Source organism: Mesorhizobium sp. UC74_2 (assembly GCF_042701485.1).
In the GTDB taxonomy this organism is placed as follows: Bacteria; Pseudomonadota; Alphaproteobacteria; order Rhizobiales; family Rhizobiaceae; genus Mesorhizobium.
The window spans coordinates 714350-737218 of sequence record NZ_CP170562.1 but is presented as its reverse complement, the minus strand read 5'-3'; the positions used below and the strand labels follow the sequence as shown (position 1 = coordinate 737218).

Below are 22869 nucleotides of genomic sequence, written 5' to 3'. Positions count from 1 at the left end.
TCCGTCCCGGTTCGTGTTAACCGGTGGTTTACCAAACCGCGAGGCAAGGCAATGCCGGAAGCAGGCGAGACCGTTACCCCGATCAATCAGGCACGCAGCAAGCTGTCGGAAGCCGTTCGCGACGTTAAGAACGCGCTGGCCGACCGCGACGACGTCGTCGTCGACATGCGCGAAGCCCATCGCATGCGCCTGGAGCTGCTGGCGTCGGAGCTGTCGCCGGTCTTTGCGGATGTGCCCTCCGATATCGATTTTTTCGATTTCGCGCTGTCTTCGGGACTGCAGCCGCGACTGTGGATTGACGCCGTCAGCCATGTCGCGATGGGTCGCGATCGTCGAACCTATCGTTTCGTCAAGGATACGCGTCTAGGCCGTGTCGTTCTGGCCGAATCCCAGGATATGAAAGTCGTTGGCGACGGTCACCCGCTATGTCGCCGAGCGTCTGGTCGAACGGCAGCGCCTTATGGAAGGCGGCATCGAACCGATGGAACGGCCAACGCCTCAAGCCGGTCCGGAAACAGAGGCCGAACCCAAGGCAGAAGCCCGGACACATGGGCGCACGATCCTTGGCTGGCTTGGCCTTGTGCTGGTCGGCGTGCTCGCGGGCCTCGCAGTCTCGGCCGCGCTGTTTTGGGACCGCCTGCTGCCATTGATCGAGACCCTCAGACCGTAGATCTTTCCGGTTCGACACCAAGCTCCAGCGTCTGAAGATCGGCGATCACGAGCGTGGGTCCGGTGATGCCGCGACGTGTCAATCCGATGCGCCAGCCATTCGCGGTTTTCTCGATCTCGATCAGATTGTATTGCGCAGCAGGGTGCCGTCCTCCCGGCCCCTGCCCCGCAGCGGCAACGCCCACAACCGGCAACCGCTGGCCCCGCCCGACCCAGAACAGTGTCGGATCATGCGAATGGCCGTGCAGCACCAGTTCGGCGCCATGCCGCTTGACGATGTTCTGAAACCGGCGGATGCCGAGAAGCCGCTTGGTTTGGGCCACCGCTCCGCGGATTGGCGGATGATGGATGAGGATCACCCTGCAGAGGCCCTGCTTGCCGGTTTGGTCCAGAAGCTGCGCCAGACGCTCAGCCTGCTTTTCTTCGAAGAAGCCGTTCGCCATGAAAGGTGCGGTCGCACGCGCGGTCGATACGCCGATCAGTGCTATGTCACCGCGACGTCTCAGATAGGGAAAACTGTGGCGATCGACGTGGATGTTGGCGCCGTCACCGCTCATCCACGGCGCCCATGCACGGCAAGCCTTGTCGAAGGCGCCGGGTACATAGGCGTCGTGATTGCCGGGAACCACGGAAACGTCGCCTGGCGATCCGAGCATTTCCAGCCACAAGCGGGCCATTTCGATTTCGCTGTCGAGCGCCAGGTTGACCAGATCGCCGGTCACGGCAATGTGGTCGGCACCATTTGCCTTGAGATCCGCCACCAGCGTGTCGATGACGGCATCGTGCATGGTACGGCGGCGGTTGCGTTGCCAGTTGACATAGCCCAGCACGCGCTTGGAGGCGAGATCGCGATACGATACACCGGGCAACGGACCGAGATGGGCGTCGGAGAGATGCGCAAGCCTGAACATGAAACCTTCATAAGCGACCGATCGCCCGCAATCCACCTGTGGTTCACCTGAAATGACCGGCACCGATCCCGAACAATCCTTCCGTCAGACTGGCTGGCCCCGCCTCAGAGCGAAACTCTTCCACACCTTGTTCGTGCTGAAGCGACCAATGACCCTTGGCGTGCGCGGCCTGGTTCACGACCGCGATCGCAATGCGATCTTTCTCATCCGCCACACCTATGTCCCGGGCTGGCAGTTGCCGGGAGGCGGCGTAGAGAAGGGAGAGACCATGGGAGAAGCGCTCGTCCGGGAACTCGAGGAAGAAGGCAATATCGCGATCTCGGCACCACTGGCACTGAAGTCGATCCACTTCAACAGGACGGCGAGCCCGCGTGACCATGTCGGGTTCTATCTTATCGAAGCTTTTCACCAGACCGAGCCGAAGCGGCCTGATCATGAGATCGCCGAGGCAGGCTTCTTCCCGCTCGACCAGCTGCCGGAAGGCACCACGCCAGCGACGCTCAGGCGTATTGCCGAGACATTCCAGGATACGGCGGTTTCCCCCTACTGGTAGATCAGGCGGCCTTTCTCAACCGGGTGCGGTCGTGTGGGGCCAGGTGATCAAATTGAGGTCCGAGCGGAATGATGCCGGTCGGATTGATGTTCCGATGACTGGCGTAGTAGTGCGCCTTGATGTGCCGCATGTCGACGGTCTGCGCCACGCCCGGGACCTGGTAGAGATCGCGCAGGTAGTTCGACAGGTTCGGATAGTCGGCAATGCGGCGCAGGTTGCATTTGAAGTGGCCGACATAGACCGGATCGAAACGAACGAGTGTGGTGAAGAGACGCCAGTCCGCTTCGGTGATGTGATCGCCGACAAGATATCGCTGGCGCGACAATCTCGCCTCCAGACCGTCGAGCGCCGCAAACAGCTCTCCGAAAGCCTCTTCATAGGCAGCCTGGTTGGTCGCGAAACCCGCCTTGTAGACGCCGTTGTTCACAGCGCCGTAGACCTGCCCGTTGACCGCCTCGATCTCGGTCCGCAATGCAGGCGGATAGAAGTCTGCCGCCGCATCTCCCCATTCGTCGAATGCCGAGTTCAACATCCGGATGATCTCGGAAGACTCGTTGGAGACGATTGTCTGTTCCTTCTTGTCCCACAGCACCGGCACGGTAACCCGGCCTGAATAGGTCGGATCAGCCCTCGTATAGATCTGATGCAGGAAGTCGAGACCATAGAGGGTGTCGCCAGTCGCACCGTCTTCGGTCTGGAAGGTCCAGCCGTTTTCGAGCATCAGATGATGGACCACCGAGACGGTGATCACCGTTTCGAGCTTCTTGAGCACCCTGAAGATGAGCGTGCGATGCGCCCAGGGACAGGCGAGTGAAACATAGAGGTGATAGCGATCAGGCTCTGCTTTGAACCCCCGCGAGCGACCTTCCGCCGGCATGCCGTCGACGGTTATCCAGTCGCGCCATTGCGATTGGGAGCGTTCGAACCTGCCGCCGCTGCTGTTGGTATCGTACCAGCGATCCTGCCATTTGCCATCGACCAGCAATCCCATCGACCATTCCTCCTGTCTTGCGACTGCAATCTAGGGGGCATGCCGGACCTGGGGAATGCGTTTTGGCTGAACACACTGTCAAACGCTGGCGCAACGCCGCTCAAAACACCGATTGCGATCCTGAAAATTTGATGCTAGCGGACAATCCGCATGTTCGATTTTGCAGGAATCCGGTTCGACCGACGACGAAAGATCGCCCGCGCTTGAAGCGCTGACTGGCGAACGCTGCCGCTTGCAGCAACCTTTCCTTGCATACCGGAACGCAAAGACCATGAGCCTTGCCGACGTGACCTACCTGCCGGAAACCCCGGCGCACGACCCCGAAATCGAATTGATCAACGAAGAAGCTTTCGGGCCCGGACGTTTTGCCCGTGCGGCCTACAAGATTCGCGAAGGCGGCCCTCACGAACGCGATCTTTCCTTCGTCGCCATGAATGGCGGCACGGTGATTGCATCGGTGCGCATGACCCGGATCAAGGCAGGCTCCGGCAAGGCAATGCTTCTTGGCCCCCTTGCCGTGCGACCGGCATTCAAGAACCTCGGCATCGGTCGCAAGCTGGTGGCCATGGCGCTGGAAGCCGCCGCACAGGTTGGTTCGCCCTGCGTCATCCTGGTTGGCGATGAGCCTTATTACGGCCCGCTTGGCTTCAAGCGGATCCCGCGCGGACAGATCGCCATGCCAAGGCCGGTCGACCTCGACCGTCTTCTGGCGCATGAAATCGAACCGGGCGCCGCGGCCAGACTGACAGGCATGGTTCATCACGCCGACCAGGTCGGTGTCGGCGAACCAGCGTAACGCCAGGTCACCACCACCTGATGCCTTGCCTGTTGCAGCGTTTGCTGCGCCCCCCTAGCATATCCCGACAAGCAAGGAGAACAGCGCATGAACCCACACGGCCATATCGCAATCGTGACCGGGGGCGGCTCAGGCCTTGGTGAGGCGACCGCGCGCGCGCTTGCGGCCAAAGGTGCCAAGGTCGCCCTTTTCGATGTCGGCATCGACCGCGCCGACAAGGTGGCGGCAGACATCGGCGGCATCGCGGTCAAGTGCGATGTCTCCAGTGCCGAGAACGGAGCAGCGGCGGTGGCCGAGGTTGCAAAGTCGCTTGGAGAGCCACGCATCCTGGTGAATTGCGCCGGCATAGCGATCGGTGTGAAGACGGTTGGCAAGGATGGTCCGCATCCTCTCGATCAGTATCGCAGGGTGATCGAGGTCAACCTGATCGGCAGCTTCAACATGATCCGGCTGGTTGCAGACCGCGCCGCCAAGCTCGAACCTCTGGCCGGCGGCGAACGCGGTGTCATCATCAACACCGCCTCGGTCGCGGCTTTCGACGGACAGATCGGGCAAGCCGCCTACTCCGCCTCCAAAGGCGGCGTTGTCGGCATGACATTGCCCGTGGCTCGCGACCTTGCCCGCTCGGGCATCCGCGTCTGCACGATCGCCCCAGGCATCTTCAAGACCCCGATGATGGCCGGCATGCCGCAAGATGTTCAGGACTCGCTCGGTGCCGCCGTACCCTTTCCTTCCCGGCTTGGCGAACCGTCTGAATATGCAGCGCTGGCATTGCACATCGTCGAAAACCAGATGTTGAACGGCGAAACCATCCGACTGGACGGTGCCATCCGCATGGCACCGAAATAGGCCATGGCGGAAGCCCCGCCGCAGGAAACCAAACGTGGGCCGCTGGCTGGACTTGCCGTGATCGAGATGGCGGGACTGGGTCCTGTCCCGCTCGCCGCTCTCATGCTTTCCGAGATGGGAGCGACGGTACTGCGGATCGAGCGCGGCAACGCCGGCCGGCAATTCCTGCAGCTGCCGGCCGAATATGATATCGACCGGCATGGCCGCGATGTCCTTGTCGTGGACCTGAAACGCCCTGAGTGCACGGACCTGGTGCTGCGGCTCGCCGCGAAAGCCGATATCCTGATCGAAGGTTTTCGGCCGGGGGTGATGGAAAGGCTTGGTCTTGGGCCTGACGCGGCCCTGGCGCGCAATCCGGCGCTGATCTACGGACGCATGACGGGTTTCGGGCAGGATGGTCCCCTTGCCGACCGTGCCGGCCACGACATCACCTATCTCGCCTACTCAGGCATCCTGCATGCCATCGGCCATGACGGCGAAAGGCCGGTTCCCCCGATCAACCTGGTTGGCGACTATGGTGGCGGAACCATGATGCTGATGACAGGCTTGCTTGCGGCGCTGTTCCAACGCTCTCGTGGCGGCAAAGGGCAGGTTGTCGACGCGGCCATGGTCGAGGGAGCTTCGATGCTGACCCTTCCCATCCAGGCCGCGATGGCCACCGGTCTCTGGAATGATCGGCGAGGCGTCAACCTCCTCGATTCCGGTTGCCCTTTTTACGATACCTACGAAACTGCCGATGGTCGCCATATCGCCATTGGATGCCTCGAGCCACAGTTTTTCGCGGAATTCGCTCGTCTGCTACCGCTTGGCCAACAACTCGCGGCAGGTCAGTATGATCAGAAACTCTGGCCCCGGATGCGTCAGGCCATAGCCGTCCGGGTGCAGGAAAAATCCCGCGACGAATGGGATCGGTTGTTTGCCGGGACCGATGCCTGCGTAGCGCCGGTATTGTCTTTCGCCGAAGCACGGCAGCATCCGCACAATCGTGCACGCGGCGCCTTTGTTGATGTCGGCCGCTTTACCAGGCCGGCACCCGCTCCTCGTTTTTCGGCGACCCCCTCCGCGGCAAGCGAACCGCCTGCCGAAAACGAACGCCCGGTCGCCCAGATCCTGGCGCGCTTCGGTTTTCAGGAAGCCGAGACCGAAGCCCTTGTCAAAGCCGGTATCATCGGCTGATAAGTGGATCATGATGTTCAGCTTATGATGGTGACTGCCGTGGAACAGCCGACGAAAGACGTCATCCGGGAAACCGACGCCCAGTCGATCCAGCTGGCTAAAACTCTGCTTCGCACCGCCCGCTACGGCGCGCTTGCCGTCATCGACCCGGCTTCCGGTTCGCCGCTTGCCAGCCGTGTTGGCGTCGCAACCGATATCGATGGCACGCCGCTGATCCTGATCTCCATGCTCGCCCCCCACACGGGTGCGTTGCTCGCCGATCCACGCTGTTCCCTGCTGGTCGGCGAACCAGGCAAGGGAGACGCTCTCGCCCATCCGCGCATGAGCCTGGTTTGCCGTGCCACCCGACTGGAGCGGGGGGCGAACGAGCAGTTACGAGCAGAACGCCGCTATCTCAACCGCAATCCCAAAGCCAGGCTTTACGTCGGCCTCGGGGATTTTTCCTTCTTCCGACTCGACGTCGAACGCGCCTCGCTCAACGGCGGTTTCGGCAAGGCTTATCTGCTGGATCGTTCGGATCTGATTGTGACTGGTGCCATAAATGGCGAACTCGCTGAAAGCGAGCAATCAGCCCTTGATCACATGAACAGCGAACATCTCGACGCCGTGATGGTTTATGCCCACCACTATGCCAAGGCAGAAGGCGAAGGCTGGACACTGGCCGGGTTCGACGCAGATGGAATGGATCTGGTCAGCGGTAACCGGGTGGAGCGTGTCTTCTTTCCCAAACCACTGGAAACACAGCAGGATCTGCGCAAGACACTGGTCGAGATGGCGAAGGCTGGCCGCGCTGCGGCAGCGCACGAGACCGTCAGCTCTTGAGCAAACGGCAGACGAACAACCACAGAGTTGTGACTTAAGGTTGCATCCACACTTGCATCACTTAATAAAATTAGTGTATGAGTGAATCATAACGCCATTGCCCCCATGGCTTCCGTGATGAACAAAGGTGGGCATCTGATGCTTCCAGAAAACCAGGTCTCCGATACCGAAACCGCAGCTGCGTTCCTCACACTCATGGGAAACGAAAAGCGGCTCGCCATCATGAATCATCTCATTGATGATGAGCTGACGGTGGGCACGATCGCCGAAAAGGTGGATCTCAGCCAATCTGCTCTTTCGCAGCATCTGGCAAAACTGCGGGCCTTTGGTCTGGTCCAGACGCGCCGCGACCGGCAGATGATCTATTATTCTTGCCGCTCGGATGCCGTTCGCCAGCTGCTCCGTACCTTAGGCTCGATTTTCGGAGGCAGCTCCGAGCCCCAGCAGCATTCGCGATTTCTCGGTACCGGCAAATAAACACGACAGATCGCTCCGGTTGTATTGGCGGTCCACCAAAGCAGGTTGGACCGGCAGCGCCGAGTTGCTGCGAAGTGCTGCGAGCGAGAATGGCTTCCGAAATGAGGCTCATCCGGCTATAGCCCCGGCGAAGCGTCTTATCTGCGATCTGTCGGCGAAGACGTAAACTCTCGTCACGGGCGCCGATGGAAACCATTCGTATTGATGATCCGGAAGATCCCAGGGTCGCTCCATATCTCGACATTCGCGAGCGTGATGTCGTCGGCAGGCAGGGACGCTTCATTGCCGAAGGCAAAGTTGTCCTGAATGTGCTTTTGAACGGCAGTCGCTTCCTGGCTGAATCCGTGCTCGTTCTGGAAAATCGCCTCGCGGGTCTCGAGGAAGTTTTCGAAAGGGCGCCGGTACGAGTGCCTGTCTACGTGACCGGTCGCGAGGTCATGGATCGCATAGCCGGTTTTCCCATTCACCGCGGTATACTGGCCGTAGGAGAAAAGGGCACACCGTTACAGATTGACGACATCCTCCGCACGCTTCCGCAAAAGGCTTTGATTGTCGTCGCCGTTGGCATCGCCAATCATGACAATCTGGGCGCAATCTTCCGCAACGCAGCTGCATTCGGCGCCGATGCCGTGTTCATCGACCCGACGTGCTGCGATCCTCTTTATCGCAAGGCAATCCGGGTTTCGGTTGGCGCTGCGTTGAAGGTGCCGTTTGCTGCCGTTCCGGATCCCGCCGTCCTGGCGGCCGACCTCGTGACCCGCGGCTTCGAGAGTTTTGCGCTCTCGCCGAGTGGCGCAACGGATATTCGTGGCGTCAAACCCGGTAAGAAGACGGCTCTTTATCTTGGCACGGAAGGAGAAGGACTGCCGCCACCTCTGCTGGCGCGAATGCGAACGTTGCGCATCAACATGGCTGAAGGCTTCGACAGCGTGAATGTCGCGGCGGCCTCGGCCATCGCCTTGCACCACTTCTCAGCAAACGCTCGTTAAGCCTCGGCGTCCCCCGGCACGACCGAGAAGTCGCGGGTGCGATAGGTCAGCCCGGCGAAGTGGTCTTCTGCAGCGCCCGCACGCGTTCGGCGATGCTGCGGATTGCCGCGCGGTCCTTGGCGGCACTTGCGCTGGCCTCCGGAGCGGCAAGCGCCTTGGCGACTTCCGAATTCGGCCCCTCCAGCGCAGCGGTCAGCGTTATGATCTCGGCAGCGAGATCCTGCATCTGCTCACGCAGAAGCGTACCCTCGCGCAGCTCTCTCGCCCCGCCGTCGAGCTGGCCGTTCTCGAAGGAAGCGGCCCCTCGCAGCTTCTTGTTCTCGCGAACAAGCGTCGTCAGCCTGGCCTCCAGCCGTTCGCGGTCGTTGTTGAGCTTGGCGACCGCCTTTTCGGTGTCGCCGCCGGCAGCGCCCGACAGCAAGGGAGAAAGCTGCATCGCCGCGCGGTCACCCTGCAGGCGCTGCCCGTCATTGACCGCAGTAGCTTGCCCGTTTGCAGGAGTTTCGGCCTGCAGCCCCTTCTTCTTCATCTCTTCCTTCAGCCTTGCCAGTTCTCGCTCACGTCGCTCCAGCGTTTCGTCGCGGTCCGCCAATGTCGAGAGAAGACGTTCGAGTTTCTGTTCCCGGTCCGCCAGCTTCTTCTTCTCGTTTGCCAGCGCATCGATGGCGGCCTTGCCTTCAGTCACGATATCCTGATGACGCTTGTCCGCTTCCTTGCGTTGAGCACGCAGAACAGAGATGTCGTTGTTCAGTTTCTCGATCTCGGATTCGCGCGCCACCAGTTCGATCTGCCTGTTGGACGACGAGAAGCTGGCCTCCTCGTAGAGCTGATCGAGTTTCTCGATCTCCTCTTCTTTTTCGCCGCATCCACTTCGAATTTGGCGAGTTTTTCCGACATGCGCTCGATTTCAGCCGCGCGCTGCGCCAGTTGCGCTTTCAACTCCGTGCCAGCAGTCTCCAGCGCTGCGATCGTCTCCGCTTTGCGGGCTGCTTCGCTCGCCGCCAGCTTCAGCTCTTCGCGAACGCGATTGACCTCGACGAAACGATCGTTGGCCATCTCTTTCGAGGTCTTGGCGTCCATCTCCAGGCGGCGTGCCGTCACCGCAAACTCGGCACGCAAGCGATCTTTGTCCGCGGTGATTTCCGTGGCGGTGAGCGGCATTGCCGCCTGAATTCGCTTTTTCGTCAGGGCAACCGCCCGTCGCCAGGCGGCAGGCGCGATCAGGACGACCAAAAATCCCGCACAGAGGAAACCGAGGAGGAAGAAGAGGATCGACTGAACCAAGATGGTCTATCCGTTGAGTTCGGCCACTTGTGCCAAGCAGACGAAACTTTGCATGGTCTGACAGGCAAAATCCAGTATTCGCATGCGTATTTCTGCGGATTGGAGAGTTCTTTCACAACCCGCAGATCAATGTCACCTGGCTGGATCAGAAAGGGTTCCAGGTCGGCTGCTGCGTGAGCTTCAGGTAACCCAGGTTAACGCCAAGCCTGGCGCCGACGCCGGTGCGGATCGGCACAAGAAGCACGTTGCCCGACTTGAGAACATTGAAGCCAAGGCCCGCGATGACGTAGGCAGAGCCTGCGACACCGGCAAAGCGATTGTAAAGGTTGCTGACATCGTCGAGATTATAGACCAGCACCATGACCCGAGACCCCTGCCCGCCGAAATCCCAGCCCAGGGACGGGCCCTGCCAGTAGACTTTGTGGTCGCCGGCATTCTTGGTGTAGAGTTTGCCTTCGCCATAGGTGAGACCGCCTACGAAAGCGCCCGAGCCTTCCTCCCCCAGCACGTAGCCATTGGGCAAACCGTAGGTGGAGAAGATTTTCTCGACGACAGTGGCAAGCCCGCCTGAGGTTTCACCGAAGAACTTGTGGCCTGAGTCGACGATTTCCTGGGACGTGTATTGCTGGGCGTACGAAGCCTGGAGCGAAAGGGTGAAAAAGCCCAACAGGGCGAATGTCAGGGCGAGAGCGCGGGGAATGCGCCAATCGCGAAATCGGGAATGCATGCTTCCAATCTCCGTCTGGGAGCACCTTCGCCGACGCCTCGCACCCGCGACTCTCAATCGGCCGCTTCCGGTGCCATCCCTTGGCAAACTATGCCGTAATTCTTTTTCAACCATTAAGCTCTCACATGATGATGGCGGTTCGAAGGCTGGTCGGCATGTTTTCTTCCGACCGGTCGGCGCGATGCGCCCAGGGACGATCCCGGATTGGTTGCTCCACCCGAACGCGCCGTATATCCAGACGGAACTGGGAAGAGCGTGATTCGCGCGGTCGGTGCGATGGACGAATGTCCGGGCACTATTGCATCTTTTCGAGGTTTCCATGGCTGACCTTTTCACCCTTACCCCCTCCGAGCTCGCCGCACTGCTTTGCAGCAAGGTCTGCCACGACATCATCTCGCCGGTCGGCGCGATCAACAACGGCCTGGAACTGCTGGACGAAGGTGGCGCCGATGAGGATGCCATGAACCTTATTCGCCAGAGCGCCCGCAATGCGTCGGCCCGGCTGCAGTTCGCACGGATAGCCTATGGTGCTGCCGGTTCCGCTGGCATGCTCATCGATACAGGTGACGCAGAGGCAGTCACGGTTGCCTATCTGAAGAATGAAAAACCGGAACTGACATGGACAGGCGGCCGCGCCCTGCTGCCGAAGAACAAGGTCAAGTTGCTGCTGAACCTGGTCCTGATCGCCAATGCAGCCATTCCACGAGGCGGGAGGCTCTCCATAACACTGGAAGAGCTGGAAACCGAACCACGTTTCACCCTTGCCGCAAGCGGTCCGATGCTGCGTGTTCCACCGAAATTTCTCGAACTTCACTCTGGCGGCAAGCCTGAAGAGCCGATCGACGCCCATTCGGTACAGCCCTATTACACGCTGCTGCTGGCGCGGGATGCCGGCATGACGATTACGATCCGCGCCACTGCAGATGAGATCGTTCTCCTGGCCACCTAATCACTGGCGAGACGGCGCGCATCGCCGGATTTTGTTCCCTGACGGGGCCTTATTTGCATGAGACGGGACGTCTGGTGCAAATTTTATGCATTGCCTTTTCCGCTTTTTAAACGCCCTTCGCTAATATTGCGGCGAAGGGCAGGACCCGCACTTGAGGCGGGAAAGAGGGATCGGCATGAAACGCTGCATGTTCGTCGACAAGTCAAGCGTGATCCGCAAGGTCGCCAAACGCATCCTGACCAGCGAAAGCATGCTGGTCATAGAGGCCACGGCCGGCAGGGAGGCAATCGACCTCTGCGCCGCGGAAATGCCGGACATCATTGTTTTTGATGTGACGCTGCCGGACATGCAACTCACCGAATTCATCGGCCATATCCGTTCGCTCGGCAGCCCTATCGCTCCACAGATCGTCGCTCTTCTGGTCGAGCTCGATCTTGGCACCATCATGCGTGCCAAACGCGCCGGCGCACACGGTTACCTGCTGAAGCCCTTCAACCGTGTCCAGCTGCTGGATCGTTTTCGCGCGCTGCAGGCAAGCCGTGACACGACACGCGCCCGGGCGCCGGCTCCAACAACAAAAAACCCGGCACAGGCCGGGTCCTTTGATGTTCGATTGTAGCTTCGATCAGGCGCTTTCGCGGATCTCTTCGGGTTCGCGCAGCACATAGCCGCGCCCCCATACGGTTTCGATATAGTTCTGACCACCGGAGGCCGCGTCGAGCTTCTTGCGCAGCTTGCAGATGAAGACGTCGATGATCTTCAACTCCGGCTCGTCCATGCCACCATAAAGGTGGTTGAGGAACATTTCCTTGGTCAGCGTGGTGCCCTTGCGCAGCGAGAGCAGCTCCAGCATCTGATATTCCTTGCCCGTCAGATGTACGCGCTGGCCGCTGACTTCCACGGTTTTGGCGTCGAGATTGACGATCAGTTCGCCGGTCGCGATGACCGACTGGGCATGGCCCTTGGAACGGCGCACGATGGCGTGGATGCGGGCAACCAGTTCGTCCTTGTGGAACGGCTTGGTCATATAGTCATCGGCGCCGAAACCGAGACCGCGCACCTTGTCCTCGATGCCGGCCATGCCTGACAGGATCAGGATCGGCGTCTTGACCTTGGAGAGGCGCAGCGTGCGCAGCACTTCGTAGCCCGACATATCCGGGAGGTTCAGATCCAGGAGAATGATGTCGTAGTCGTAAAGCTTGCCGAGATCGACGCCCTCCTCACCGAGATCGGTGGTGTAGACGTTGAAACTCTCGGATTTGAGCATCAGTTCGATGCTCTGGGCGGTTGCACTGTCGTCTTCTATCAGCAGAACGCGCATTTTATTCCCCTTTCTGCTGCCGAACCTGACCCGTCCGGGACCGGAGCAGTGATTGCCTGAGCCGAAGCTGCCACTGAATGGTTAACAAATCCTAATTTCGCGTTCGAAGCGATACCAGAAATTTTAACCTCTTTCCACACACACTTGAATCCAAAGACGATTCATCACGTCAAATTTTGATTCGGCACATTAAGAAAGCACCGTAACCGACTCAACGGACTCATCTCTTACGTCCCGCGGCCGGGTCGAAATTTTTACCCGGCCTTAAGCCCTGACCCGTATGATTAACAATGCCCGTAAACGAATGGTTACCGTTCGGAAAAAATCTTAGGACTTTGTTTTCCATAGAGTTCCGAAAATCGGGGGGAACACGGGCAACACGGAAGCCTCGCAAGGCCAGCGGGGCGATAGTGCAAGTATGCGTTGGCAGGAGTACCGAATCATGAAGTCACGCGAGAACCTCGTTCGACTGAAGCAATTTCAGGTGAATGAGAAACGCCGGCAGCTTCTGCAGCTGGACATGATGATCGCCGAATTCGAGCGCATGGCCGGAGAACTGGAGTTCCAGATCACCGCCGAAGAAAAGAAAGCCGGCATCACCGACATCAACCACTTCGCCTATCCGACCTTCGCCAAGGCCGCGCGACTGCGGCGCGACAATCTCCGCAACTCGCAGGCGGACCTCGCTCAGCAGCGCAGCGCGGCTGAAGCACTGCTTAATGAAGCCGAAGCCGAATTGGCGAAAGCGGAACTGCTGGAATCACGTGATTCGCGGGTACGTGAGCCGGAAACCGGCGGTCGGAGTGCAATGATCGGCTAGCCCGAGCTCTCCGCAAAACTTCCTTCACCTCAGGCCGACTTCACAGGCCAGCCTCTGCTGTATTAGCGGGCCGGGGCTTGCGCGCTGATTTCCTCCGCCGCGAGGCGCGCGCGTCTGATATCGGGCACATGCACTTCGGACCAGGAACGAATCTGGTCGAGCAGACCGGCAAGGTCATGCCCCAGCGCGGTCAGCTCATATTCCACCCGCGGTGGAATGACCGGGAAAATCTCCCGTCGAACCAGCCCATCGCGTTCCAGCGTACGCAGCGTCTGGGTCAGCATCTTGGGCGTGATGCCTTCCATCTTCCGAGCCAGCTCACCATGACGCATGCGGCCACGCCGCAACGCACCCACCGTCAGATAGACCCATTTGCTCGACAGCATCTCCAGTACGGCATGCGACGGGCAGGTCCGCCGGAACGCGTCATAACCATAGGGTTCGCAATCATCGCTATACATGAGGTACCTATATATCAAAATGGTACGTACTGGACAATGGATAGATACTATCTTTTCTATAGTGTCATTCGAAACGGGAGACACCCATGCGTGCCATTGTCCAGACCAGCGTCGGCGGGCCTGAAGTATTGACCATCGGAGATCACCCTACCCCGGAGCCAACCAAAGGAGAGGTACTCGTGCGGGTTCATGCGGCAGGCATCAACCCGGTGGATACTGCCGTCCGCAGCGGGGCCTATCCGCTGCTCGGCGAACCACCTTTCACAGTCGGCTGGGATATCGCCGGCGTCGTCGAGAAGCTTGGTCCGGACGCGACCGGTTTTGCGGTCGGAGACGAAGTCTTCGGTATGCCGCTGTTTCCCAGGGAAGCCGCGGCCTACGCCGAGTTCGTCGCGGCCCCAGCCAATGAGCTCGTCCTGAAACCCAAGGCGATCGACCATATTCATGCCGGCGCCCTGCCCCTCGCCGGATTGACCGCATGGCAGGGATTGGTCGGAGCGGCGCAAATCGGGGCCGGTCAGCGAGTCCTCGTTCAAGCCGCCGCCGGCGGCGTCGGACACCTTGCTGTTCAGATCGCCAAGGCGCGCGGTGCCTATGTCGTGGCGACGACGAGTTCGTCAAAGCTCGATTTTGTTCGCCGTCTCGGCGCCGACGAAGTCGTCGACTACACGGCGAGGCGTTTTTCCGATGTGGTGTCGGCCATCGACACCGTCCTGGAGCCGATCGGCGGCGAAAACGCGGAGCAAGCGCTCAAGGTCTTGAAGGACGGCGGTACGCTGGTTTCACTGCTCGCCATTTCCGACAAGGCCAAGGCCGAAGCCAGGACACGCGGCATCCGCCATGAGCATATTTCAGTTGTTCCGGATCAGGCAGGTCTGGGCGAGCTGGCCAAACTCATCGATGCGGGAAAACTCATCGTCCATGTCTCCAGGACATTCCCGCTGGAACAGGCCGGGGAGGCTCATGCATTTCTGGCGACCAAGCCCACGGGAAAGATAGCGCTCAGGATATGAAGCGCGGCATCAAACGAAAAGGCGCGGAATCCGCGCCTTTTTCATTGTCGAAACCAGACCCGTCAGTGCCGATATTGCTGAATACGCGTCGTGCGCAGCCCAGCCAGGCCATATTCGTCGATGGAGGCCTGCCAGGAAAGAAATTCTTCCGTCGTGAGTTTGTAGCGCTGACAGGCTTCATCGAGGCTGAGCAATCCGCCCCGCACCGCAGCAACCACCTCCGCCTTGCGTCGAATTACCCAACGGCGGGTGTTCGTCGGCGGCAGATCGGCAATCGTAAGAGGGCTGCCGTCAGGCCCTATAACATATTTGACTCGCGGTCTAACCAGATCGGTCATCGTACTCTCTACTGAAAACTCACAGAACCAATCCCTGCCACAGTACCGCCACAGCTTTAAAAATTGCCTAAGCGGTTGCTCATGGATAAGTAATGTTCGTGAACGTCACGTTAGGCTTTCCGTAAGCTTTTGAGACAATTGCCCGACATTGCGCCAAAACATGCCGGATCCTGGCCGATATCCGCATCCTGAAGGGATCAGGGGCCCGAGCAAATGTCGGAAATCAAAGCAACGGCTGGCACGCCTGCTTATGCTGGCGCCTGCGTGACCTATGCCCTATATAGTCTGGGCCGCTTGTTTGCGGCCTGAATTCGGAATTGACATGATGAACAGCCTGGACCTTCCCGGACGCCCAGAAGACACGCGCGTCGTCGTTGCCATGTCTGGCGGCGTCGATTCCTCGGTCGTTGCCGGCCTCCTCAAACGCGAAGGCTATGATGTCGTCGGCGTTACCCTGCAGCTCTACGATCATGGCGCAGCCACCCATCGCGCAGGCTCTTGCTGCGCTGGCCAGGATATCGAGGACGCGCGCCGGGTTTCGGAAACCCTTGGCATCCCTCACTACGTGCTCGATTACGAGGAACGCTTCCGCAAGGCTGTGATCAACCCGTTCGCCGAAAGCTACGTCGCCGGCGAGACACCGATCCCGTGCGTGTCTTGCAATCAGACCGTCAAGTTCGCCGACCTTCTGGCAACGGCCCAGGATCTGGGCGCCGACGCTCTGGCGACCGGCCATTATATCCGTTCAGGGGCCAACGGCGCCCATCGTGCCCTGTACCGCCCGGTCGATGCCGATCGTGACCAGAGCTACTTCCTGTTTGCCACCACCCAGGCACAGATCGACTATCTGCGCTTTCCGCTTGGCGGTTTGCCCAAGCCGGAAGTGCGGGCCATGGCTGAACAGATGGGCCTCGTTGTGGCCGCCAAGCAGGACAGTCAGGACATCTGCTTCGTGCCGCAGGGCAAATATTCCGACGTCATCGCCAAGTTGAAGCCGACAGCCGCCAATCCGGGCGACATCGTACACATCGACGGCCGGGTGCTTGGCAGGCATGACGGGATCCTGCGCTACACCATCGGCCAGCGCCGTGGCATCGGTGTCGCCTCCGGTGAACCGCTTTATGTCGTTCACCTCGACGCTGACCGTTCGAGGGTCATCGTCGGGCCGCGCGAGGCGCTGGAAACGCACAAGATTTACCTGCGCTCCATGAACTGGCTGGGCGACGGCGCCCTTGCGGCCATTCCGCCCGGCGGCCTTGAACTGTTCGCCAAGGTGCGCTCGACACGCCCGCCACGGCCTGCCGTTCTGCATCATCGCGACGGCCGCACCTGGGTCGAGCTGGTGGACGGCGAGTCCGGCATCGCGCCGGGTCAGGCCTGCGTGCTCTATTCCGACGATGGCAACGAGGCCCGGGTCTTCGGCGGCGGCTTCATAGAGCGGTCGGAACGCGGCGCAGAGGCGGAAGCCATGCTGAGCCGCCTGACCGGAAAGTCTTCGGCTATCGCCGCGGAGTAATACCGATTTCGAATGACCTGGAGCGCGCAACCGCGCGCCCGACCAGCGATCCTGCCTTAAGTGTCAGCCGGCGATGCGGCCGTGGGTGACCGTGCCCGCGGTCAGGATGCGCAGCACCCTGATCGCTTCTTCCCCGTCCGTACGTGGCTCGGCGCGTGTTTCAATGCACTCGAGAAAGTGCTGCAGCTCGCGGGTCAACGGCATTCCCTGCTCGACCGCGACATAGGTCGGCTCGTTGCTGGTGGCGGCCCACTGGCCGCTGTCTTGCCAAACGGCGTGATGGTAGACCGCAAGCTTCTTTTCCCAGGGTTCGACGTCGTCGAAGACCGCCATCGCCTTGTCGCCGACCACCGTCAGCCGACGTTCGCGATAGGGGTTGAGCCGCGAAGCAAAGAGATGGCTTCTAAGATTGTTCGGGAAGCGCATATGCAGATGCGCGAAATCGCTGAGATGGTCGAGCAGTGCCGCCCCTTCGCCCCGTACTTCCAGCGGCTCGGTGCCTGTAAGAGCCAGGATCATCGAAAGGTCGTGCGGCGCCAGATCCCATAACGCATCGTTCTCGGTGTGGAACTTGCCGAGACCGAGACGATGCGAATGGATGTAGCGGATTTCGCCAAGCTCGCCGGCGTCGACCAGTGCCTTCAGCTTCTCGAAGGCGGGATGGAAACGAAGAACGTGACCAACCATGAAAACGCGGTGATTGTCCTTTGCCGCCTGAACCGAGCGCTCGGCATCCGGGACTGTCAGCGCGATCGGCTTCTCGACCAGCACATCCTTGCCGCTCTCGACGGCACGGATCGAGAGATCGGCATGGAATTGCGGCGGCAGTGCCATGACGATGGCGTCGACATCCTCGCGCTTGAAGAGGTCGTCCGGCGCGATGGCAAGGCAGTCCTGTTCGCTGGCAAAACCTTCAGCGCGCGCAAGATTGGCATCTGAAACCGCATGGAGTGCGCCCAGCCCTTTCAGCGTCCGGATATGGTTGCTGCCCCAGTACCCGCATCCGAGGACTGCTATACGCGGTTTCATCAAATAGGAACTCAAGCATTTCGCGCAAAAATCGTGGTTGAGACATAGCGGTGCCCTTCGCCGAACTCAACCCCGTCACCTTCGCCTGTTGGGCTGGCCGATTGCCGATGCACCATTTTTCGATGAGCCGGCCGTTCAATCATCGGCTGGGTCGGGGTCGTTGGCGCCAACCGCGCCCCAATGCCGGCCGCCCCCAGAAACACCCTGCATTGCCTCTGCCCCGACCGTCCGGCAGAACCTCGCGAACATATGTGAGTTTCTCTGATTTCTGCCCTGTCTCCGTGCTTGACAGGATTACCACCACCCCCTTATATCCGCGCGACCTTGGCGCCGACCTTTTGGCCCACTTCTAGAAGTGGCTTCCATGGATTGGTGCCTCCCTGATGGCGGGGTAGCTCAGTTGGTTAGAGCACGGGAATCATAATCCTGGGGTCGGGGGTTCAAGTCCCTCTCCCGCTACCATCGTACCCGACGCAGTTGTTCGCATGTTTGGGTAGACCTCTGGAGCTTCCATCCGGAGCGCCAATTTGCCTTGCAATTCGAGCTAACCTGTTACGTCTGAAATCCTGGCGCGCAGCATAGGTACGAACCCCGCGGTGTTCCGGCGCACCATGGCGGGCCTCAGGAATGCAGGTACGTGCATTCTGGCAAAGGGCATGGTGGAGGGTGGCCCCTCGCTCGCCTCCTCAGCCGCATCAGCCTTTTAGATGTGCATACCGCGCTCGGCTGAAATTATTCAGCCGGATGCTGCAGCATGCTGAGCCCGCCATCCACGACCAGGCACGCAGCGTTCATGAACGGGCATTCGTCGGAAATCATGAAAACGGCTGCCTTGGCGATTTCGCCCGGCGTCGCAATGCGCCTGCCTGGATGCATGGCAAGCGTCCTTGCCTGGGCGGCCTCAGGATTGGGAAACGAATTCCAGTACTCGATCGCCTTTTGTGTCTCGACATAACCTGGGGCCAAAGCATTTACGCGCACGGCTTGGGCCGCATATTCGAGCGCCAGCGCCTTGGTCATGCCAAGCAGCGCATGCTTTGCGAGAGGATAGGGAAACGTGTGCGGGATAATGGTGAACGCATGGGTGGAGGCTATATTGAGAACGGCGCCTCCGCCATTTGCGATCATGCCAGGCAAGATTGCCCGGCAACAATTCCATGCTCCCTTAAGGTTGATATCGAAACAGCGATCCCACTCGGCGTCACTGGTTTCGAGCGGCGCGTGAAAGACATTGACGCCGGCATTGTTGATCAGCGCGTTCACGGGACCGATGGTTTCCGCGGCTTCGGCCACGGCGGCTTCGATGGCGCGAGCATCGGTGATGTCAGCAGCAGCAAAACCCAATGCGTCAGGCGGTGTTCCGAAGGTATCGACAGTGCGAGCAAGCAAGTCGCTATCCCGGTCGACGAGGAAAAGGCACGCGCCTTCCGCCAGGCACTGCCTCGCAATGGCCTCCCCTATGCCTTGCGCAGCCCCGGTAATGAAAATGCGTTTGCCAGCGAGCCGCTCACCCATTCCTGTTCATCCCAGCTTGACCATGGAAGTGACTGACATCTCAGGCGTCATTCGATTGCTTTCAGGACAGGCGTCTCCACCCGCGCCTACCGGCGTCCAAGCGCAGTGGAACGCAGATTGTCGAGCAGAACGGCGATAAGCAGGATCACGCCACGTACGATATATTGGTAGAAGGCCGGGATATTGAGCAGGTTCATGACGTTTTCGGCAATGCCCATGATGAGTACACCGACGATGACACCCGACATGGTTGCCCTGCCGCCGGCCAGTGAAACGCCACCCAGCACGCATGCGGAAATCACCGAAAGCTCCAGCCCGACCGCCGCGTTGGGCTGACCCGAGGTGATGCGGGAAGCCAGCAATATTCCAGCTACTGCACAGGTGAGGCCCTGGAGGGTGAATATCCAGATACGCGTCATGTCGACGTTGACGCCAGCGAGCCGTGATGCCTCGGGATTGCCACCTACAGCCAGTGTATTCTTTCCGAAAACAGTACGGTTGAGCACGAAGCCGAACGCGACGAACAGCAGGACCAGTACCCAGATCGGTGTCGGCACACCCATGAGTTTCGACAGCGCGAGCTGGTAGAAATTGGGATCGTTGATGCCGACGGCTCGACCGTCGGATGCGATAAGCGCCAGCCCGCGCACGATCTGCATGGTCGCCAATGTGGTGATCAGCGCATTGATGCGAAACTTGGCGATGACCACTCCGTTGATAGCACCGACGATCGCGCCGCAAACCAGGGCAGCCAGCAGCCCCAGCAGGATGGATCCCGTTGCATTCGAGGCCATGACTGCGACCATGCCGGCGAATGCCACGTTGGAACCGACCGACAGGTCGAAATCCCGCGCCGCCAGACAGAACATCATCGTGCAGGCGACGATGCCGACCGTGACCACCGATTGCAGCAGGCCCAGCATGTTGCGTTCCGTCAGGAAGTTTGGAACAAGCAGTGAAACCAGCACGAATGCCAGCACGAAGATGACCACCAAGCCTTGCTCGCCGAGGAGGATCTTCTTGAGCGATGTTTGCATGGACAAGCTCCTCAGGATGCGATCGCTGCCGGCACGCTCTTGTCCGGTAAGGCAGCGGCCAGTATTTCGCGTTCGTTGAAACGGTCGCGCGTCAATTCAGCCCTTATGCGTCCCTCGCACATGACGTGGATGCGGTCACAGATACCCATGATCTCGGGCAGTTCGCTTGAGATGACGACGATCGCCATGCCACTTTCGGCAAGCCGATAAAGGATCTCATAAATCTCGGACTTTGCGCCGACGTCGATGCCGCGGGTGGGCTCGTCGACGATCAGCGTGCCGATCCCCTGTTCGGAAAGCCAGCGCGCGAGAATGACCTTCTGCTGGTTGCCGCCGGACAGATTGACGACATCCTGCCTGCGCGAGGGTGTGCGGATCTTGAGCTTCTGGATGAACGTTTCGGCCGTGTCCGCTTCCAGCTTCCTGTCGAGCAGCCCCAGGCGCGCATTGTGACGCCGTGAGGAGATGTTGATGTTTTCTTCGATCGAACGGCCCTGGATGATGCCGTCATATTTGCGATCTTCCGAACAGAGCACGACACCCGAGCGTATGGCATGATGTGGATCGGAGGCCGTAACGGCCTTGCCATCGACGTGAACTGTGCCGGCCCAGCGCGGATCAGCGCCGAAGACCAGACGCATCAGCTCGGATCGGCCGGCGCCGATCAGGCCGAAGAACCCCAGAACCTCGCCCGAACGCGCCACGAAATCGGCCGGCTGCCGCAGCTTTTCGCCCGCGACCCCGTCGACCTTGAGGCGAACCTCGCCGACCGGCCGGCCGCGCCAGCCCCAGACATTGGAAATCTCGCGTCCGACCATTTCGGCAACGACCTGGTCGCGTGTCACCCCCGCCAGACGCGGGTGATGGGCTGCAAGCTTGCCGTCGCGCAGGACAGTCAGGCTGTCGCAAAGACGGAAGACTTCGTCCATGCGATGGGAAATGTAGAGGATGACTTTGCCCTCGGCCCGCAGGCGATCGATCAGCGAGAAAAGGATCTCGCTTTCGCGGGACGAAAGTGAGGATGTCGGCTCATCCAGCGCGATTACCCGCGCATCCAGCATCACGGCCTTCGCGATTTCGACCATCTGGCGTTCGCCGATGGAGAGTGTCTTGATCTTGCGCCGGGGATCGATATCGATGCCGGACGCCTTCAGCTTGCCGCTGACATCAGCGAACATCTGGTTGGTCTGGATTATGCCGCCATTGTTCGGGAAACGTCCCAGGTACAGATTTTCCGCGACCGTCAGTTCCGGGACAAGTTGCAGTTCCTGGTGGATGACAATCACGCCTGCATGGAAGGCATCGCGTGTCGAATGATAGTGCTGGGCATGGCCATCGATCCTGACCTCGCCGGTATCCGCAGCCTGGTCACCGGAAAGAATGCGGATCAGCGTCGACTTGCCGGCACCGTTTTCTCCCATCAGGCCGTGTACCGCACCCTTCCCGACGCCGAACGACACCCCCGAGAGTGCCTTGACGCCCGGATAGGATTTGGAGATTTCGGAAAATTCGAGAAACGACATCAGCTGTGCCCCGGAGCGGCGGCGGACAGGAGCCCGCCGCCATCAGGTTGATCTGCCCGAACCTATTCGAGACCAAGATCCTTGCGGACCTTCTGGTAGTCGTCCCGCTTTGCAAGGGAGCCGGAAGTCAGGATCAGCTTTTCCGGATCCTTGTTGTCGGCGATCCAGCTGTACATGTTGAGCGACGTCTCGTAGCCATGGCGCTTCGGTGAGATGATGACGCTGCCGACGAAACCGGTTGGCTGCGGCTTCTTGAATTCGTTGATTGCCGAATCCGCCCCGCCGATGCCGACGCCGATAACGTTGGCAGCCGGAATGCCCACGCTCTCGGAAGCCCGAACCGCGCCAAGCGCCGCCTCGTCGTTGAGACCGAAGGCGACCCATTTCTTGATATCCGGATGGGCGTTGAGCACGACGGTCGCGGCATTCAGCGCGGCTTCCGTATCGGTCTTGGCCTGCGGCGCGTCGAAGATATTGGAGGTCTTGAAGCCGTTACTTTTCAGAACCGAAATGGCACCTTCGACCCGGTCCACTGCGGTTGGCAGTTGATCGTAGGAAACGCGGATTGCCCCGACTTCGTCGGCATTCCAGCCACGTGCCTTCATCTCATCGACGATCGCCTGCCCCACAGCTTCACCGATCTTGGTGGCCGAGATGCCCATATGCGGCACGTCTTCCAGGGGCTTGCCGTCGGCGCCGACCAGACGGTCATCGACGGTCATCAGCTTGAGATTGTTCGCTGCCGCTTTGGCGACGATGCCAGGCCCCAGCTTGACGTCGGGTGTACAGACAACAAAGCCCTGGACACCTTGCGCGCCCAGATTGTCGATCGCAGACATCAGCTTCTCGCCGTCTTCCGCGCCGATCTTCACCAGCGTGAAGCCTTTTTCCTTCGCAGCCTGGTCAGCGAATTTCCATTCGTCCTGGAACCAGGGCTCCTCAGGCTGTTTGACGACGAAACCGATCTTTACGTCCGCAGCATAGGCCGGCGCACCCATGACAATGGCGGTAACGGCAAATGCGCTGGCGACGAGCGCCTTTTTCAGAAATCGCATGGTTTCCTCCCAGAACGCGACTTGGGCTGCGAGCCCTCCCGGATCAGT

The 22869-nt window shown here is 60.1% G+C and carries 25 protein-coding genes, 1 tRNA gene and 2 pseudogenes; 15 read left to right on the top strand and 13 right to left on the bottom strand.

Translation table 11 applies throughout. From position 1 onward, the window contains the following. The first annotated feature begins 51 nt into the window (after window positions 1–51). A pseudogene (locus ACFJIU_RS03415) lies at window positions 52–670 on the top strand (hypothetical protein). On the opposite strand, the gene ACFJIU_RS03410 reads toward ACFJIU_RS03415, so the two are convergent. Beyond that, a complete protein-coding gene (locus tag ACFJIU_RS03410) occupies window positions 660–1580 on the bottom strand; it encodes a metallophosphoesterase family protein (RefSeq protein ID WP_379067502.1) in 921 nt (306 codons plus the stop codon). The pseudogene ACFJIU_RS03415 and the gene ACFJIU_RS03410 sit on opposite strands and share 11 nt — an antisense overlap. Before the next feature lie 52 nt (window positions 1581–1632). Here ACFJIU_RS03410 and ACFJIU_RS03405 point away from each other — a divergent pair, with 52 nt between their 5' ends. Further along, the gene (locus tag ACFJIU_RS03405) at window positions 1633–2133 is read left to right on the top strand and encodes an NUDIX domain-containing protein (protein WP_379067500.1); all 501 of its coding nucleotides are present in this window, start codon (window positions 1633–1635) and stop codon (window positions 2131–2133) included. A 1-nt stretch (window position 2134) separates the two neighbouring features. Here ACFJIU_RS03405 and ACFJIU_RS03400 read toward each other — a convergent pair whose 3' ends face one another. Next, window positions 2135–3124, bottom strand: coding sequence for a glutathione S-transferase family protein (locus ACFJIU_RS03400; RefSeq protein WP_379067498.1), 990 nt, complete (start codon window positions 3122–3124; stop codon window positions 2135–2137). A gap of 271 nt (window positions 3125–3395) precedes the next feature. On the opposite strand from ACFJIU_RS03400, the gene ACFJIU_RS03395 reads away from it, so the two are divergent. The 6 genes from ACFJIU_RS03395 to ACFJIU_RS03370 all read left to right on the top strand — a co-directional run bounded on the left by ACFJIU_RS03395 (window position 3396) and on the right by ACFJIU_RS03370 (window position 8233). Further along, on the top strand, window positions 3396–3920 hold the full coding sequence (locus ACFJIU_RS03395) for a GNAT family N-acetyltransferase (RefSeq protein WP_379067496.1): 525 nt from the start codon (window positions 3396–3398) through the stop codon (window positions 3918–3920). Window positions 3921–4007: 87 nt separating this feature from the next. Beyond that, the gene (locus ACFJIU_RS03390; protein WP_379067494.1) at window positions 4008–4769 is read left to right on the top strand and encodes a 3-hydroxyacyl-CoA dehydrogenase; all 762 of its coding nucleotides are present in this window, start codon (window positions 4008–4010) and stop codon (window positions 4767–4769) included. Between the two features lie 3 nt (window positions 4770–4772). Next, a complete protein-coding gene (locus ACFJIU_RS03385) occupies window positions 4773–5945 on the top strand; it encodes a CaiB/BaiF CoA transferase family protein (RefSeq protein WP_379067492.1) in 1173 nt (390 codons plus the stop codon). A gap of 24 nt (window positions 5946–5969) precedes the next feature. Continuing rightward, complete coding sequence (locus ACFJIU_RS03380; RefSeq protein ID WP_379067490.1) at window positions 5970–6767, top strand: HugZ family protein; 798 nt, start codon at window positions 5970–5972, stop codon at window positions 6765–6767. A 138-nt stretch (window positions 6768–6905) separates the two neighbouring features. Continuing rightward, complete coding sequence (locus ACFJIU_RS03375; protein ID WP_379072945.1) at window positions 6906–7244, top strand: ArsR/SmtB family transcription factor; 339 nt, start codon at window positions 6906–6908, stop codon at window positions 7242–7244. Window positions 7245–7429: 185 nt separating this feature from the next. Next, window positions 7430–8233, top strand: coding sequence for a TrmH family RNA methyltransferase (locus ACFJIU_RS03370; RefSeq protein ID WP_379067488.1), 804 nt, complete (start codon window positions 7430–7432; stop codon window positions 8231–8233). A 46-nt stretch (window positions 8234–8279) separates the two neighbouring features. Here ACFJIU_RS03370 and ACFJIU_RS03365 read toward each other — a convergent pair whose 3' ends face one another. The 3 genes from ACFJIU_RS03365 to ACFJIU_RS03355 form a co-directional block, all read right to left on the bottom strand. Beyond that, window positions 8280–9011 (bottom strand): hypothetical protein, encoded by a 732-nt coding sequence (locus ACFJIU_RS03365; RefSeq protein WP_379067486.1) that lies wholly within the window; start codon window positions 9009–9011, stop codon window positions 8280–8282. Next, window positions 8981–9517 carry a hypothetical protein gene (locus ACFJIU_RS03360; protein WP_379067484.1) on the bottom strand — a complete coding sequence of 179 codons (537 nt, stop codon included), beginning with the start codon at window positions 9515–9517 and terminating at the stop codon, window positions 8981–8983. The genes ACFJIU_RS03365 and ACFJIU_RS03360 overlap by 31 nt, the downstream gene beginning before the upstream one ends. Before the next feature lie 145 nt (window positions 9518–9662). Further along, window positions 9663–10244 (bottom strand): DUF1134 domain-containing protein, encoded by a 582-nt coding sequence (locus tag ACFJIU_RS03355; protein WP_379067482.1) that lies wholly within the window; start codon window positions 10242–10244, stop codon window positions 9663–9665. A 319-nt stretch (window positions 10245–10563) separates the two neighbouring features. Here ACFJIU_RS03355 and chpT point away from each other — a divergent pair, with 319 nt between their 5' ends. Further along, window positions 10564–11193 carry a histidine phosphotransferase ChpT gene (chpT, locus tag ACFJIU_RS03350; protein WP_379067480.1) on the top strand — a complete coding sequence of 210 codons (630 nt, stop codon included), beginning with the start codon at window positions 10564–10566 and terminating at the stop codon, window positions 11191–11193. 175 nt (window positions 11194–11368) lie between these two features. Then, window positions 11369–11812 (top strand): PleD family two-component system response regulator, encoded by a 444-nt coding sequence (locus tag ACFJIU_RS03345; RefSeq protein ID WP_379067478.1) that lies wholly within the window; start codon window positions 11369–11371, stop codon window positions 11810–11812. A 6-nt stretch (window positions 11813–11818) separates the two neighbouring features. Here the strand turns inward: ACFJIU_RS03345 and ctrA are convergent, their stop codons facing one another. Further along, window positions 11819–12514 (bottom strand): response regulator transcription factor CtrA, encoded by a 696-nt coding sequence (ctrA, locus tag ACFJIU_RS03340; protein WP_054311454.1) that lies wholly within the window; start codon window positions 12512–12514, stop codon window positions 11819–11821. Window positions 12515–12956: 442 nt separating this feature from the next. Here ctrA and ACFJIU_RS03335 point away from each other — a divergent pair, with 442 nt between their 5' ends. Beyond that, complete coding sequence (locus tag ACFJIU_RS03335) at window positions 12957–13334, top strand: flagellar export protein FliJ (protein ID WP_129413727.1); 378 nt, start codon at window positions 12957–12959, stop codon at window positions 13332–13334. A 62-nt stretch (window positions 13335–13396) separates the two neighbouring features. Here the strand turns inward: ACFJIU_RS03335 and ACFJIU_RS03330 are convergent, their stop codons facing one another. Further along, the gene (locus ACFJIU_RS03330; protein WP_379067475.1) at window positions 13397–13795 is read right to left on the bottom strand and encodes a winged helix-turn-helix transcriptional regulator; all 399 of its coding nucleotides are present in this window, start codon (window positions 13793–13795) and stop codon (window positions 13397–13399) included. Window positions 13796–13881: 86 nt separating this feature from the next. Here ACFJIU_RS03330 and ACFJIU_RS03325 point away from each other — a divergent pair, with 86 nt between their 5' ends. Further along, complete coding sequence (locus ACFJIU_RS03325) at window positions 13882–14808, top strand: NADP-dependent oxidoreductase (protein WP_379067474.1); 927 nt, start codon at window positions 13882–13884, stop codon at window positions 14806–14808. A gap of 62 nt (window positions 14809–14870) precedes the next feature. Here the strand turns inward: ACFJIU_RS03325 and ACFJIU_RS03320 are convergent, their stop codons facing one another. After that, complete coding sequence (locus tag ACFJIU_RS03320; protein WP_013529904.1) at window positions 14871–15146, bottom strand: DUF1153 domain-containing protein; 276 nt, start codon at window positions 15144–15146, stop codon at window positions 14871–14873. Window positions 15147–15471: 325 nt separating this feature from the next. Here ACFJIU_RS03320 and mnmA point away from each other — a divergent pair, with 325 nt between their 5' ends. Next, window positions 15472–16662 carry a tRNA 2-thiouridine(34) synthase MnmA gene (gene mnmA / locus ACFJIU_RS03315; RefSeq protein ID WP_379072944.1) on the top strand — a complete coding sequence of 397 codons (1191 nt, stop codon included), beginning with the start codon at window positions 15472–15474 and terminating at the stop codon, window positions 16660–16662. Between the two features lie 63 nt (window positions 16663–16725). Here the strand turns inward: mnmA and ACFJIU_RS03310 are convergent, their stop codons facing one another. Continuing rightward, on the bottom strand, window positions 16726–17691 hold the full coding sequence (locus ACFJIU_RS03310) for a Gfo/Idh/MocA family protein (protein ID WP_379067472.1): 966 nt from the start codon (window positions 17689–17691) through the stop codon (window positions 16726–16728). A gap of 385 nt (window positions 17692–18076) precedes the next feature. Here ACFJIU_RS03310 and ACFJIU_RS03305 point away from each other — a divergent pair. Further along, a tRNA-Met gene (locus tag ACFJIU_RS03305) sits at window positions 18077–18153 on the top strand. A 101-nt stretch (window positions 18154–18254) separates the two neighbouring features. Continuing rightward, window positions 18255–18418: pseudogene (locus ACFJIU_RS03300) on the top strand (Rrf2 family transcriptional regulator); the annotation flags it as partial. Window positions 18419–18423: 5 nt separating this feature from the next. On the opposite strand, the gene ACFJIU_RS03295 reads toward ACFJIU_RS03300, so the two are convergent. The 4 genes from ACFJIU_RS03295 to ACFJIU_RS03280 all read right to left on the bottom strand — a co-directional run bounded on the left by ACFJIU_RS03295 (window position 18424) and on the right by ACFJIU_RS03280 (window position 22821). Further along, complete coding sequence (locus tag ACFJIU_RS03295) at window positions 18424–19206, bottom strand: SDR family oxidoreductase (RefSeq protein ID WP_379067470.1); 783 nt, start codon at window positions 19204–19206, stop codon at window positions 18424–18426. Window positions 19207–19292: 86 nt separating this feature from the next. Next, on the bottom strand, window positions 19293–20243 hold the full coding sequence (araH, locus tag ACFJIU_RS03290; RefSeq protein WP_379067468.1) for an L-arabinose ABC transporter permease AraH: 951 nt from the start codon (window positions 20241–20243) through the stop codon (window positions 19293–19295). An 11-nt stretch (window positions 20244–20254) separates the two neighbouring features. Further along, window positions 20255–21766, bottom strand: a complete 1512-nt coding sequence (gene araG, locus ACFJIU_RS03285) for an L-arabinose ABC transporter ATP-binding protein AraG (protein ID WP_379067466.1) — start codon at window positions 21764–21766, stop codon at window positions 20255–20257. Between the two features lie 62 nt (window positions 21767–21828). Beyond that, window positions 21829–22821 carry an arabinose ABC transporter substrate-binding protein gene (locus ACFJIU_RS03280; protein ID WP_379067464.1) on the bottom strand — a complete coding sequence of 331 codons (993 nt, stop codon included), beginning with the start codon at window positions 22819–22821 and terminating at the stop codon, window positions 21829–21831. Between the last annotated feature and the right edge of the window lie 48 nt (window positions 22822–22869).